Origin of the sequence: Falsiroseomonas algicola, assembly GCF_011040385.1 — a bacterium.
Lineage (GTDB): Bacteria > Pseudomonadota > Alphaproteobacteria > Acetobacterales > Acetobacteraceae > Falsiroseomonas > Falsiroseomonas algicola.
In genome coordinates this window covers 1-12,711 of the sequence record NZ_JAAIKB010000008.1, presented here as the reverse complement: position 1 = coordinate 12,711, position 12,711 = coordinate 1, and the positions used below count along the sequence as shown (strand labels likewise).

The following is a 12,711-nucleotide window of genomic DNA, read 5'->3' as shown; positions in this document are numbered from 1 at the left end:
GCGGCTCAGCCCATCCCGCGGATGAAGCGGTCGGTCAGCAGGGCGTCGAGGTCGATATCCGCCTGCAGCACCCCCGCATCCCGCAGGATGGTGACGGAGCGGGCGGCAAGGGGGCGCAGCGCCTCCGCCACGAAGGCGCGGTTGCGCGGCAGGTCGAGCCAGTCGAAGTGCCGCGCGCTGCGGGCGAATTCCGCGGCACTCTGGCGGGTGCGCTGGCCCATGATCTCATGCGCGCGGTCGGGCTCCCGCCGGATCATCGCCACTGCCGCGAACCAGGCGCGCACCACGCGCTGCACGGCCTCCCCGTTGCGCTCCACGAAGGCGGGCGGGAAGGCGAGGGTATCCACCACCACGGGATGGTCCTGGGTCGTGGCCAGGATGCGCGCCTTGCCAGGGCTGTGGTCCCGCAGTTGGGTCAGGTGGGGCTCGGTCGTCACCGCGGCTTCCACCTCGCCCTCCAGCAGCGCCTGAGCGGCCAGGCGGGGGTTGCGGGTTTCGAGCCGGAGTGAGTCGAGCGGGACGCCATGCTCCCGCAGCAGGGAGGCGAGCACGAAGAAGGGCGTGGTGCCAGGGCGGTCCACCGCCACGCGCTTGCCTCGAAGATCGGCCCAGCGGTCAATGCCGGGCCTGGCCGCGACGCCGTCGCTCCCGCGCGACCGGTCCAGGACCAGGACCTGCTGAAGCGGCGTGCTGGCCGCCCAGCCCAGCAGGACATCAAGGGTGGTGACCACGCCGGTCAGCGTGCCCGCGGCCAGCGCGGCGGCGCGGTCGCGCTGCGGGACGAAGCGCGTTTCCACCTCCAGCCCCTGGGCCAGGAAGAGCCCGGCCTGCTCGGCCAGCGTCAGCGGCGCGAAGCCCGGCCAGCCGGACATGCCGATGATGATGCGGGGAAAGGCCTGGGCCCGAAGCACGCCGGGCGCGCCAAGGGTCAGCCCCCCGATGGTCCCGGCCGTGGCCGCCAGGACCAGGCGGCGCTTCATCGCTGTTGTTCCCCCGAGGGCCTCCTGTCTCCAGGAAGCGTAGCCGTCCCAGGGGATGGCGCAAGCCGAACGCCGCCACGCATCGCCGTGATGCGCGGCGGCGACGCTTCAGCGCGTGATGGCGCCCAGCGCGGCGCCGCCCGCGCCGCCGATCAGCGCGCCGGTCACGGCCGAGCCACCCGTCAGGGCGCCGACCGCCGCACCGCCCGCCGCGCCGATCGCACCGCCCGACAGGGCGCGCTGCTGCGTGCGGTTCATGCCGGAGCACGCGGCCATCGGCAGGATCAGGAGCAGCGCCAGCGCGATGCGGGAGGCGGAGCGGAAGGTGAGGGACTGCATTGCGTATTCTCCCATGTGGTGATCGGGGTGACGCGCAATACAGCGCCGGGTTGCGGCGGGGATACGGCAACGCCTGCCTTTTCAGCGCCATGGACGATCACGCCTTGGCGACCGGAACGGTGCGCCTTCAGCGCCGCTTCCGGCCCTTTCCGCCCCGGCCCTTCTCCGGATCGTAGCCGCCACCACCGGGGCCGAGCGGCTTCGGCTTCCAATCCTGCTTGCTGCGGCCCTTGCCCGTGCTGGCCGATCCGTTGGCGCCGGTCGGCGCGCTGTCCTGCAGGGACCGCCCGGCCAGGTTCGGCTGCAGGCCGAGCTCCAGCGCCTCCAGCCGCTTGATCTCGTCGCGGATGCGGGCGGCTTCCTCGAATTCCAAATCGGCGGCCGCGGCGCGCATGCGCTTCTCCAACTCCTGGATCGCGGCGCCGAGGTCCTTGCCGACGAATTCCGCGGTGCTGTCGCCCTCCACCGCCTCCACGGTGACGTAGTCCTGCTCGTACACCGACTGCAGCACGTCGGAGATGTCGCGGCGGATGGTCTGCGGCGTGATCCCGTGCGCCTCGTTCCATTCCTGCTGCCGCGCGCGCCGCCGCGCCGTCTCGCCGAGTGCCTTGGTGAGGCTGTCGGTCATGACATCGGCATAGAGCACGACGCGCCCTTCCGCGTTGCGCGCGGCGCGGCCGATGGTCTGGATCAGGCTGGTGGTGGACCGCAGGAAGCCTTCCTTGTCGGCGTCCAGGATCGCGACCAGCGCGCATTCCGGAATGTCGAGGCCCTCCCGCAGCAGGTTGATGCCGATCAGCACGTCGAAGACGCCGCGGCGGAGATCGCGGATGATCTCGATCCGCTCCAGCGTATCGACGTCGCTGTGCAGGTAGCGGCAGCGGATGCCGGTCTCCGTCATGTAGTCGGTCAGATCCTCCGCCATCCGCTTGGTCAGCGTGGTGACGAGGACGCGGCCACCCTTCTTCGCCACCTCCTTGCACTCCGCCAGCAAATCGTCGACCTGGCCCTCCACGGGCCGGATCTCCGTGACGGGATCGACGAGGCCGGTCGGGCGGATCACCTGCTCGGCGAAGGCGCCGCCGGTGCGCTCCATCTCCCAGGGGCCGGGGGTGGCGCTGACGAAGACCGTGTCGGGGCGATAGGCCTCCCACTCCTCGAACTTCAGCGGGCGGTTGTCCTTGCAGCTCGGCAGGCGGAAGCCGAACTCGTCCAGGATCGACTTGCGCGCGAAGTCGCCGCGATACATGCCGCCGATCTGCGGCACGGTGACGTGGCTTTCGTCCACGATCAGCAGCGCATTCTCCGGCAGGTATTCGAACAGCGTAGGCGGCGGGTCGCCCGGCGCGCGGCCCGTGAGGTAGCGGCTGTAGTTCTCGATCCCCTTGCAGCTGCCGGTCGTCTCCAGCATCTCGATGTCGAAGGTGGTGCGCTGGTCCAGGCGCTGGGCTTCCAGCAGCCGTCCCTGCGCCGTCAGCTCCGCCAGCCGCTCCTTCAGCTCCGCCTTGATGCTGAGGATGGCCTGCTGCATCGTCGGCCGCGGCGTGACGTAGTGGCTGTTGGCGTAGATGGAGACGCGGTCCATCTCCGCGCTGATCTCGCCGGTCAGCGGGTCGAATTCCTTCAGCCCGTCGATCTCGTCGCCGAAGAGGTTCACGCGCCAGGCGCGGTCCTCGAGGTGCGAGGGCCAGATGTCCACCGTCTCGCCGCGGATGCGGAAGGTGCCGCGCTGGAAGGCGCTGTCGTTGCGGCGGTACTGCTGCTCCACCAGCCCCTTGATGAGCTGGTCGCGCTCGATCCGCCCGCCGCGCTCCAGCTTCACCACCATGCGCGAATAGGTCTCGACCGACCCGATGCCGTAGATGCAGGAGACGGAGGCGACGATCACGACGTCGGAGCGTTCGAGCAGCGACTGCGTGGCGGAATGCCGCATGCGGTCGATCTGCTCGTTGATCTGCGCATCCTTCTCGATATAGGTGTCGGTGCGCGGGACATAGGCTTCGGGCTGGTAGTAGTCGTAGTAGCTGACGAAGTATTCCACCGCATTGTCGGGGAAGAAGCTCTTCATCTCCCCGTAGAGCTGCGCCGCCAGCGTCTTGTTGGGCGCCAGGATCAGCGTCGGCCGCTGCAGATGCTCGATCACCTTGGCCATGGTGAAGGTCTTGCCGGACCCCGTGACGCCGAGCAGGACCTGGTCGCGCTCCCCCTTCCGCAGGCCATCGACCAGCGTCGCGATGGCCGTGGGCTGGTCGCCCGCGGGCTCATAGGGGGAGACGACCTTCAGCGGGATGCCCGATTCGGGCACCGGGCGCTTCTGGGGGAAGAACTGGACGGGGGACATGACGTTCATGGCCCCCCTAATGTGGGCGCTTGGCTGCCGGTCCGGTAGCCTCTTCGTCAGGCCGGGACGGTTCATGGGCATCGAGATCGAGCGGAAGTTCCTGGTGGCGGGTGATGGCTGGAGCCAGGCGGCGGAAGGCCCGCCGGTCCCGATCCGCCAGGGCTACCTGGCCAATCCCGGCGCCGCCGGCGCCACCATCCGCATCCGCCGGGCCGGCGCCGAGGCCTTCCTGACCATCAAGGGTCCGGGTGGCCTGGTGCGCGCCGAATTCGAATACCCGATCCCGCCGGAGGAGGCGGAGGCCATGCTGGCGCTCTGCACTACCCCGCCGCTCGCCAAGGCGCGCTGGTCCGTCCCCCATGCCGGCCACCTCTGGACCGTCGATGTCTTCGAGGCACCGGCGAACCTGGCCGGGCTGGTGCTGGCGGAGGTCGAACTCGATTCGGCGGAGACCGATCCCGCGCTGCCGTCCTGGCTGGGCCGCGAAGTCACCGATGACGGGCGATACGCCAATGCCGCGCTCATCCGGGACGGCGTGCCCGACTGACGGAAAATCCTTCCGCTCGCGGCGCTGTGCGGCCTCGTGCCGCTTCCGCGACGAACAATCGCGGTGCGCTGCCGTTGTTCCCCCGCAGGGCGCATTGCGCGCCAGAGGAGGAACAAGACCATGCGCAACAGGCAGACCGTCATCGCGGGCGCGATCATCGCGTCGCTGGGATTCGCCACCGCCGGGGCCCTCGCCCAGTCCGTCACCCCGGCCACGCCGGATACGCCGCAGCGCGGCAACCCGTCCTCCATGCCGCAGGGGAGCCGCGCCGGCGAAGCGCCCGGCATGAACCCGGGCAACACCGGCAGCGCCGGCCAGGGCACCACGGCCCAGCAGGTGAACCCGAGCCCGATGGTGCCCGGCAGCCGCGCCAACCAGGCCCCCGGCATGGGCGCGACCAACACCGAGGTCGACCGCGCAGTGCAGTCCCAGTCCGGCGGTGCGCTGCCCGGCAGCACCTCCCCGGCCGATCCCTCCACCCCGCGCCCCGGCACGACGGCGCAGGGCACCGGCGTGCCGGGTGGCACGGCGCCGGGCATGACGCCGGGGGCAGCGCCTGCCGTCCGCGCGCAGAACGACCCGCCGGGCAGCACGCCGGCCCGGCCGGCCGACCCCGCCTCCCCGGGCACGACCGGCACGGCCACCGGCACCACGACGCCCGGCACCGGCTCCGCCACCCAGGGCGGCGGCGCCAGCACGGCCCCGCCCGCCGCGACCACCCAGCACACGGAACCGCGCACCAATGCCGCGCCGGTCGCCGGCGCCAATTCCTTCACGGAAGGCCAGGCGCGGAGCCGGATCGGCGATGCCGGCTTCAACGATGTCCAGGAACTGCGCCTGGACGAGCAGGGCATCTGGCGCGGTCGCGCCATGCGCAACGGCCAGCAGACCGGCGTCGCCCTGGACTACCAGGGCAGCGTCGTCGCCACCCCGTAAGCGCAACCAGAACAAGGAAACCTGACCATGGCATCACGTACCGTCGCCCGCATGTTCGACACCTCCTCCACCGCGCATGCCGCGGTGCAGGACCTGGAAGCCGCGGGCTTCCCCCATGACGACGTCACCTACATGGGCAACCAGGACGCCGCCGTCGCGAATGACAGCATCGCCGGCGGCCGCGCCGACAGTGTCACCGGCGCCGATTCGACCAGCGGCGCCGGCACCGGCGCCACGCTCGGCACCGTCGTCGGTGGCGGCGCTGGCCTGCTCGCCGGCCTCGGCGCCATCGCGATCCCCGGCATCGGCCCCGTGGTGGCGGCGGGCTGGCTGATCGCGGCGCTGACCGGCGCCGGCGTCGGCGCGGCGGCAGGCGGACTGCTCGGGGCGCTGACGACCTCCGGCCTGTCCGAGGAAAGCGCCACCACCTACAGCGAGGGCGTCCGGCGCGGCGGCCACCTCGTCGTGGTCCGCACGGATGACGTGCGCGCGGCGGAGGCCGAGCGGATCCTCGAGAGCCACAACCCCGTCGACATGGAGCGCCGCGAGGCCGAGTGGCGCGAGGGTGGCTGGACCGGCGGCGTGCCCGCCGATCCGATGCTGGGCGCCGCGACCACCGGCACGACCGCCGGCGTGGTGCACCCGACCGGGGTGCGGATGGCGGATACCGTCCCGGGCGCGAACGACCCGGCGCGCACACGCCGCGGCGACGTCGCCTGATCCATTGGCGGCCCGTGACGCGGGTCGCCGCCGTGGGTTGAACTGGCCCCGGGTCCTGCAAGGCCCGGGGCCACGCATTTGTGACGCAACAGAACCGGTTCCCTGTGGGAAGGTCAGGGCATCAGGGCGTGCCGGATTCGCGCCCAGGGGGAGTGCCGGCGCCGCATGCGCCTTTCGACGCGCATCATCGCGCTTTGTGCCGCTGCCGTCCTGCCTGCCTTGGCCATCCAGGCCTGGCATGAGGTGGCGTTGCGCGAAGCGCGAATCGCCGCCGTCGAGCAGGAAGCCCGCCGCTTCGCCCTGCAATCAGCCTCCGAGGTGAACCGCCTGCTGGAGGGCGCGCGCAGCCTGCTGGCCGCAGTGGGGGAGGCGCATCTCCGCAGTGGCTCCTTCCCCGGCTGCTCCGATGGCCTGGCGGCCCTGCGGGGCCGGATGGAACGGTACCTCTCCATCGGCATCGCCGACGCGCAGGGAAACATCCTCTGCAGTTCGAACGGCGAGGGCCCGCCGCACAGCATCGCGGACCGCGACTTCTTCCGGGCCGCGATCGAGAGCGGGAAGTTCGAGGTCGGTCGCCTCAGCCAGATGCAGGGCCGCGCGCCCTTCCTTCCGATCGCGCTCCCCATCCTGGAAGGTGGGAGGCCGGTGCTCGTGGCGATCGCCGCCTTCGACAGTGCCTGGCTTTCCGCCAATCTGGTCGCCGATGGCGCCCTGCCGCCGGACGGGTCTGTCACCGTCGCGGACCGGGATGGCGTGATCGTGGCGCGCCATCCCCAACCCGAACGCTTCATTGCCACGCCGATCCCGCCGGCCTTCCGGCACCTGGTCGGTGCCCCGGCACCCGGCGTGATGCAGGTGACCAGCCAGGACGGGACGCATCGCATCCTGGCCTATATGCCCGCCGAACAGCCGCCGCTGCAGGGCCTCTATATCAGCGCGGGCTATGGCACGGCGGCCGCCTTCGCGGAGATCGACCTCGCCACCCGGCGCGCCGTGCTGATGATCCTGGCGGGGCTCGCCTCCGCCCTGGCCGCCGCCTGGGTCTTCGGCCGCCTGGCGCTGCGGGACCCGGTGGACCGGCTGCTCGACACGATGCGGCGCTGGACGGCGGGCGACCGTGGCGCGCGGACGGAGGCGACGCAGGGCTGGGAGGTCGGGCGCCTCGCCGCCGGCTTCAACGCCATGGCGGAGGCGGTGCAACTGCGCGAGGAACGGCTCCGGCAGGAGGAGACACGGCTCCGCGCCGTGCTGGACCAGATGCCGGTCGCCGTGGTCCTGGCGGAGATCCCCTCGGGCCGCGAAACCTACCGCAATGCCCGCGCCGGGGCCCTGCTGCCGCCGCAGGGCGCCTGCGCCATGACCGACCCGCTGGCCGAGCCACTGCGGCGCGCCATCACGGAGGGTGTGGCGACCGAGGGATTGGAACTGCCACTGCGACGCGCCGATGGCACGGAGACCTTCCTCTCCGTCAGCGCGGCCGCCGTCGCGGCGGCGGGCGGGGAGAGGATGGCGGTTGCCGCCTTCCTCGACATCGGCGCGCGCCGCCATGCCGAACGCCAGCAGGCGCTGCTGACGGCGGAGCTCCGCCACCGCGTGAAGAACGCGCTGGCGGTGGTGCAGGCCGTGGCCGCGCAGACCCTGGCGCAGAGCGAGACGCTGGCGGAGTTCAAGCAGAACTTCTCCGGCCGGCTGACCCACCTGGCGCGGGCGCAGGATGCGCTGTTCGAATCCGCCGACGGCACGGTGGAGCTTTCGGCCCTCGTGTCCTCCACCCTCGCGCCCTTCGGGGAGATCGTGCGCTGGGAGGGGCCCGCCCTGCCGCTGCCGGCCAAGCAGACCCTGGCCATGGCGCTGGTGCTGCATGAGATGGCGACCAACGCCGCCAAGCACGGCGCGCTGCGTCCCGGCGCCGGTGGCGGCGTGACGATCGCCTGGCGCCTGTCGGAGGACGGGCAGGTGCTGCTGGACTGGACGGAAACGGCGGCGGCCCCCGTCGCGGAGCCCACCCGCCGCGGCTTCGGTGGCCGCCTGATCGAGCGTTGCGTGGCGCATGACCTGCGCGGCCAGGCGACGCGGGAGATGCGACCCGAGGGCCTGCGCTGGCACCTGCGCTTCCCCCGCCCGGGGCCCGCCGCCGCCATCGATGCGATGCCCATCGCGATGCTGGGATGAGGCTGGTGCCGGGTGAGGGGATCGAACCCCCGACCTTCGGTTTACAAAACCGCTGCACTACCGCTGTGCTAACCCGGCCGCCGCCGCAGAACTAGCGCGGCGGCGGCGCCCACTCAACCGCTACCGCACGGACGCGCCACCCCCGAATCGGGTGCATGGTCACGGCATCTTGTCCGCCCGCGCCGCATCGGCGCCGCCGCTGCCGCGTCTTGCGCGACGGTATTGCGGGGATTTCGCCACATGGTTCCGGCCTTTCTGCGCCCGGGCGGCACGCGCGCCGGCCTGGCCATCGTCCTGCTCGTCGCCCTGCTGGCGGTGGGCGCGGGCGCGCTGCTGCGGTCGGCCGAATATGACGAGGGCTATACGAGCCTCGTCACCTCGCCCGAGCCGCGCCCCGCCTGGCCGGAGGGGCCCTTCACGCCGCGGGAGGTCGCGCCGGTGCTCGAGGCCGTGGTGCCGCCCCCCGACATCTCCCGCCAGTTGCGGGAGACGGATGTGCATCCGCCGCTCTACTTCTGGGCGGCCGGGCTGCTGCGGGAGGCCGGATTCACGAGCCTCGGCGCGCTGCGCACCTTCTCCGTGCTCTGCGCCATTGGTGCGGTTGCGGCCTTCATGGGCGCGGCGCATCTGGCGGGGATCCCGCCCTTGGCGGCCGGGCTGCTGACGGCGCTGTCCTACGGCTTCGCCTATACCGGCGGCGTGGCGCGCGGCTTCGCGGTTTCGCATCTGCTGCTGGGGCTCGCTGCGCTGGCGGTGGTGCTGGCGTGGCGGCGCGGCCGCGCCCCTTCGGGGCTGGTGGCGGCCTTCGCCGCAGGGCTCGCGGCGGGCCTTGCCTCCTTCACCAACTACCTCGCGGCCTTCCCGGCGGCGGCGCTGCTGGGGTGGCTGCTGATCGCGCCGGGGCTCGGCTGGGCGCGTCTGCGGCTGCTGGCGGCGGCCGCGGTGCCGTTCCTGGCGATGCAAGCCGCCAATCTCTCCTACTTCCTGCCGCAGCGTGGCAGCCGGCCGGAGCAGTTCGAGGCCTTCGCCATCCTCCCGGCGCTGAAGCTGCTCGGCCAATTCAACGCCGCGAACATCTTTGGTGGTCTGCCTCTCTATGCCGAGGGGCTGGGAAGGCTGGCGCTGGGTGCGGCGCTGGCGGGGCTGCTGCTGGCGGGTGCGGCGGTGGTGGCCTGGCGCTGGCGCGGCCTGGGGCCGACGCGCTGGCTGTGGCTCGGCGGCTTCGCCGCCCCCTCCGCGGGGCTGCTGCTGCTGGGCGCCATGGCTGGGAACACGCCGGTCGAACTCCGCTACCTCGCCTTCGCCGCGCCCTTCGCGGCGCTGCTGCTGGCGGGCGCGGCGGGCGCCGTCGCGCTGCGCCATCCGCGCGCGGCGCTGGCGGGCCTCGCGCTGCTGCTCGCCGTGCAGGGTGCCGGCATCGCCGGCATGGCGCTGCACTCCGCGACGCGCCAGGCCTACCGGGATGCGATCGCCACGCTGTCGCCCGCGCTGGGGCCGGAGACGCTACTGCTGGTGCCGCGCGGCAATGACGGCGTCGGCATCGTCGTCGCCACGCTGCGGGAGGCGCCGTCCGACCAGCCCATGCTGCTGCTGCGGGACGGCGTTGCGCTGCCGCCCTCCCTCACCGCCTATCGCCGCCTGGTGGTGCTGGGCATCACGGATCGCGACGGCGCCCGCCAGGCGGAGGCCGCGCTGGCGGCGCTGCGGGCCGACCCCGCCTGGCGGGATGCGGGCACCCCGTGGCGTGACGCGCGGCGTGGCTTCGCGGCGCATCTCTTCGAGGCTGCGCCGGGCACCACCTCAGGCGTGGCCGACCTGCCCGAAGGCATCGTCATTGGTCGCGCGCACCACCGCGGCGAAGAGCCGTAGCGCGTCCGGGCCGCCGCGGTCGGAGAGCGTGCCGCTCTCCATCTCCTCGGCCAGCATTTCCGCATGCTCGGCGAGGGTTTCCGCCGCGCGCCGCAGCGCCTCCCGCGACAGCACCAGCTGCAGGTCCTCGGGCAGGTTGTTCCAGTTGGCGATTCGCATGGCTTTCCCGTGAGAGGATGCCTTTCTGGCGAGTCGCCGCCCGGATTGCTGCGGCAGGGGCAGAATGCCCGATTCGGGTTGCGCGATGATGAATGCGCGGAAGCCCGCGCGGTCACGTGAAGTCGAGCGTGACCGTCCCCAACGTGTCGAACTCCACCACCACGCTGGTCGGCCCCTCGATCCAGGCCGGCGGGGTGACGGAGCCGAGGAACACGACCTGCCCCGCCTTCAGCCCGCCAAAGGCCTGCGCGGCCCCGGACCCGGCCAGCCAGGCCAGCGCCTCCAGCGGATGGCCGAGCAGGTCGGCGCCCACCCCCTCGCCATAGAGGCTCCCGCCCACCGTCATCCGCCCGCGCGTGGCGCCGAGGTCGATGTCCCGCCAATCCGCGCGGGCCTCGCCCAGCACGCCGCCGGCGTGGAAGACCTGGTCCGCGATCAGCGTCGGCGTGCCGAGCGTGCCGAGGTCGCCATAGCGCTTCTCGACGATCTCGATGGCGGGGAAGACCTCCGCCACCGCCGCCGCCGCCTGTTCGCGCGTGCAGGGGCCGAAGGGCAGGTCGGCGCCGAGCCGCAGACCGACCTCGCATTCCACGCCGGGGGCAACGAAATCGGCGAAGCGCAGCCGCGCCGGCGTGGCATGGACCCCGGCTGCGGGCACGAAGCCGGCGGCGGGGCCGGTCAGGCCGAGATAGGCCTGCATCTGCTTCGTCGTCGCGCCGATCTTGAAGCCCGCGGGCGGCACGGCGCCGAGTGCGGCCGCAACCTCCCGCTGCGCGGCATAGCCGGCCGCCGCATCCGCCGGCGCGGCATCGCCAAGCGGCACGAGCAGGCGCCGGCCCCGGCGGGCTTCCAGGATGGCGGTGGCGGCTCTGCTGGTCATTCCTCGCTCTCCTCCTTATCCCCGGCATCCGACGGCCCGCCTTCCACGACGGCAGCCGCCGGTTCCGGTGCGCCGCGCGCGATCTCGTAGAGTGCCACGGCCGCGGCGGCGGCGACGTTCAGGCTTTCGACACCGGGCGCCATCGGCAGGCGCACCAGCTCGTCGCAGGTCTCCCGCTGCAGGCGGCGCAGGCCGGCATCCTCCGCCCCCAGCACCAGCACCATGCGCCGGTCCCTCGCGACGCCCTCCGCCAGCGTCCGCTTGCCCTCGCCAGCCAGGCCCAGCACCCAGAACCCCGCCTTCTGCAGCGCGACGATGGCGCGGGAGAGGTTCACCTCCCGCGCGATGGGCACGAGTTCCAGCGCGCCGGAAGCCGCGCGGGCGAGCGCACCCGTCTCCGGCGGCGCATGGCGATCCTGCATGACGACGCAGGCGGCGCCGAAGGCGGCGGCGGAGCGCAGGATGGCGCCGACATTGCGGGGATCCGTCACCTGGTCCAGCACCAGCACCGGGCCGGGGCGCGTCGTGATGCAATCCTCCAGCGGCAGGGGCGGCAGGGGCTCCGTCAGCAGGGCGGCGCCCTGGTGGACGGAATCCTCCGGGAGGAAGGTCTGGAAGCGGTTCTTCTCCACCCGCTCGGCAGTGATGCGCCAGGGCTTCGGGAGTGTGTCGGCCAGCGCGGCCTCGGCCTCCACCGTCAGCAGCAGGCGGCGCGGGCGGCGGCGGGGATTGGCCAGCGCGGCGGCGACGGCATGCAGCCCATGCAGCCAGATGGTGCCCCCCGGTGCCGCATCCCTTGCGATGGCGGCCTGGGAGGGGCGGGGCGCCTTCACGGGCGTGGCAGGTTCCAGGGCGCGGGGCTTGGCATCGCCCATGCCGCGGCGGTCGCGGCCGCGCGGGGCAGGGGCCGGCGCCTCGGGCTCCTCCCGCGCCGGGCGGGGCGGGAAGGGACGGCCAGCGCCCTCCCGCGACGGGCGGCCGGCGTCGGGCCTCGCCGGCCGGGGAGCCTCGCCGCGGGACGATTCGTCCCGCGGGGGCCGCGGGCGCTCCGCACCGGCTTCGCCGCCGCCCTTCTGGCGATGCGGCTTGCCGACCAGCGGGCGAGGCCCGAAGCGGGTGGGGCGATCCCCGGTCGGCGCGCCTTCCATGCGGGGCGGGCGGCTGCCCGTGCCAGGCTTGGCGCCCCCCTTGGGGGCCGGTCGGCGCGGCGGGCGGGGCGGGGCAGGGGGGGTGCGGGGCATGGCCCCATGTCGCGCGCCAGCCCACCCCTGTCCAGCATTCGCGCGCTTCTTCGCGCAGCCTGCCGTTGACAGCGGGGCCGCGACCGGGCAAAGCCCCGCCCGCTCAAGCTGGCAGGTCCGGGACGGACTGCGGAGGGGTGCCCGAGTGGCTAAAGGGGGCGGACTGTAAATCCGCTGGCTCAGCCTACGTTGGTTCGAATCCAACCCCCTCCATATCTCCCCAGGCCCGCCGCGCATGAGGCGCAACCCGGAACCACCGGGCGGCGCAGCGCCGCATACCGGCGTCGCGGCGCGGGTGTAGCTCAATGGTAGAGCACCAGCCTTCCAAGCTGGCTACGGGGGTTCGATTCCCCTCACCCGCTCCACGCGCGCGGGCGAGCGGGCACAGGTCTGCGCGCGGGACGGCAACTTATCCCGGGGAAACCCCGGTCGAGAGCGGGAACAGGGCAGATGGCCAAGGCGAAATTCGAGCGGACGAAGCCGCACTGCAACATCGGCACGATCGGGCACGTGGACCATGGGAAGAC

The 12,711-nt window shown here is 72.9% G+C and carries 11 protein-coding genes and 3 tRNA genes; 7 read left to right on the top strand and 7 right to left on the bottom strand.

Annotated features, from left to right (window positions below):
• Window positions 1-5: 5 nt before the first annotated feature.
• The 3 genes from G3576_RS18875 to uvrB form a co-directional block, all read right to left on the bottom strand.
• The gene (locus G3576_RS18875) at window positions 6-980 is read right to left on the bottom strand and encodes an ABC transporter substrate-binding protein (protein ID WP_164695997.1); all 975 of its coding nucleotides are present in this window, start codon (window positions 978-980) and stop codon (window positions 6-8) included.
• A 108-nt stretch (window positions 981-1,088) separates the two neighbouring features.
• Complete coding sequence (locus G3576_RS18870) at window positions 1,089-1,319, bottom strand: hypothetical protein (protein WP_164695996.1); 231 nt, start codon at window positions 1,317-1,319, stop codon at window positions 1,089-1,091.
• Window positions 1,320-1,446: 127 nt separating this feature from the next.
• On the bottom strand, window positions 1,447-3,669 hold the full coding sequence (uvrB, locus tag G3576_RS18865) for an excinuclease ABC subunit UvrB (protein WP_164695995.1): 2,223 nt from the start codon (window positions 3,667-3,669) through the stop codon (window positions 1,447-1,449).
• Window positions 3,670-3,733: 64 nt separating this feature from the next.
• Between uvrB and G3576_RS18860 the strand changes: the two genes are divergently transcribed.
• From G3576_RS18860 to G3576_RS18845, 4 genes are all read left to right on the top strand, one after another.
• Window positions 3,734-4,207 carry a CYTH domain-containing protein gene (locus tag G3576_RS18860; protein WP_164695994.1) on the top strand — a complete coding sequence of 158 codons (474 nt, stop codon included), beginning with the start codon at window positions 3,734-3,736 and terminating at the stop codon, window positions 4,205-4,207.
• A gap of 120 nt (window positions 4,208-4,327) precedes the next feature.
• A complete protein-coding gene (locus tag G3576_RS18855) occupies window positions 4,328-5,143 on the top strand; it encodes a hypothetical protein (protein ID WP_164695993.1) in 816 nt (271 codons plus the stop codon).
• Between the two features lie 27 nt (window positions 5,144-5,170).
• Window positions 5,171-5,863: a hypothetical protein gene (locus G3576_RS18850; protein ID WP_207622909.1), complete on the top strand. Its 693-nt coding sequence runs from the start codon at window positions 5,171-5,173 to the stop codon at window positions 5,861-5,863.
• Window positions 5,864-6,028: 165 nt separating this feature from the next.
• Window positions 6,029-8,035 carry a sensor histidine kinase gene (locus G3576_RS18845; RefSeq protein WP_164695992.1) on the top strand — a complete coding sequence of 669 codons (2,007 nt, stop codon included), beginning with the start codon at window positions 6,029-6,031 and terminating at the stop codon, window positions 8,033-8,035.
• Between the two features lie 3 nt (window positions 8,036-8,038).
• On the opposite strand, the gene G3576_RS18840 is transcribed toward G3576_RS18845, so the two are convergent.
• Window positions 8,039-8,113 (bottom strand) — tRNA-Thr (locus G3576_RS18840).
• 162 nt (window positions 8,114-8,275) lie between these two features.
• Here G3576_RS18840 and G3576_RS18835 point away from each other — a divergent pair.
• Window positions 8,276-9,904 carry a hypothetical protein gene (locus G3576_RS18835; protein WP_164695991.1) on the top strand — a complete coding sequence of 543 codons (1,629 nt, stop codon included), beginning with the start codon at window positions 8,276-8,278 and terminating at the stop codon, window positions 9,902-9,904.
• On the opposite strand, the gene G3576_RS18830 is transcribed toward G3576_RS18835, so the two are convergent.
• The 3 genes from G3576_RS18830 to rlmB form a co-directional block, all read right to left on the bottom strand.
• A complete protein-coding gene (locus G3576_RS18830; RefSeq protein ID WP_092961097.1) occupies window positions 9,836-10,063 on the bottom strand; it encodes a hypothetical protein in 228 nt (75 codons plus the stop codon). The genes G3576_RS18835 and G3576_RS18830 overlap by 69 nt on opposite strands.
• A 112-nt stretch (window positions 10,064-10,175) precedes the next feature.
• Window positions 10,176-10,943: a 2-keto-4-pentenoate hydratase gene (locus G3576_RS18825; protein ID WP_164695990.1), complete on the bottom strand. Its 768-nt coding sequence runs from the start codon at window positions 10,941-10,943 to the stop codon at window positions 10,176-10,178.
• Window positions 10,940-12,184 (bottom strand): 23S rRNA (guanosine(2251)-2'-O)-methyltransferase RlmB, encoded by a 1,245-nt coding sequence (gene rlmB / locus G3576_RS18820; protein ID WP_235952214.1) that lies wholly within the window; start codon window positions 12,182-12,184, stop codon window positions 10,940-10,942. Before rlmB ends, G3576_RS18825 begins: the two co-directional genes overlap by 4 nt.
• A 131-nt stretch (window positions 12,185-12,315) precedes the next feature.
• Here rlmB and G3576_RS18815 point away from each other — a divergent pair.
• Window positions 12,316-12,397: transfer RNA gene (locus G3576_RS18815), tRNA-Tyr, on the top strand.
• A 78-nt stretch (window positions 12,398-12,475) separates the two neighbouring features.
• Window positions 12,476-12,549: transfer RNA gene (locus G3576_RS18810), tRNA-Gly, on the top strand.
• Window positions 12,550-12,711: the final 162 nt, after the last annotated feature.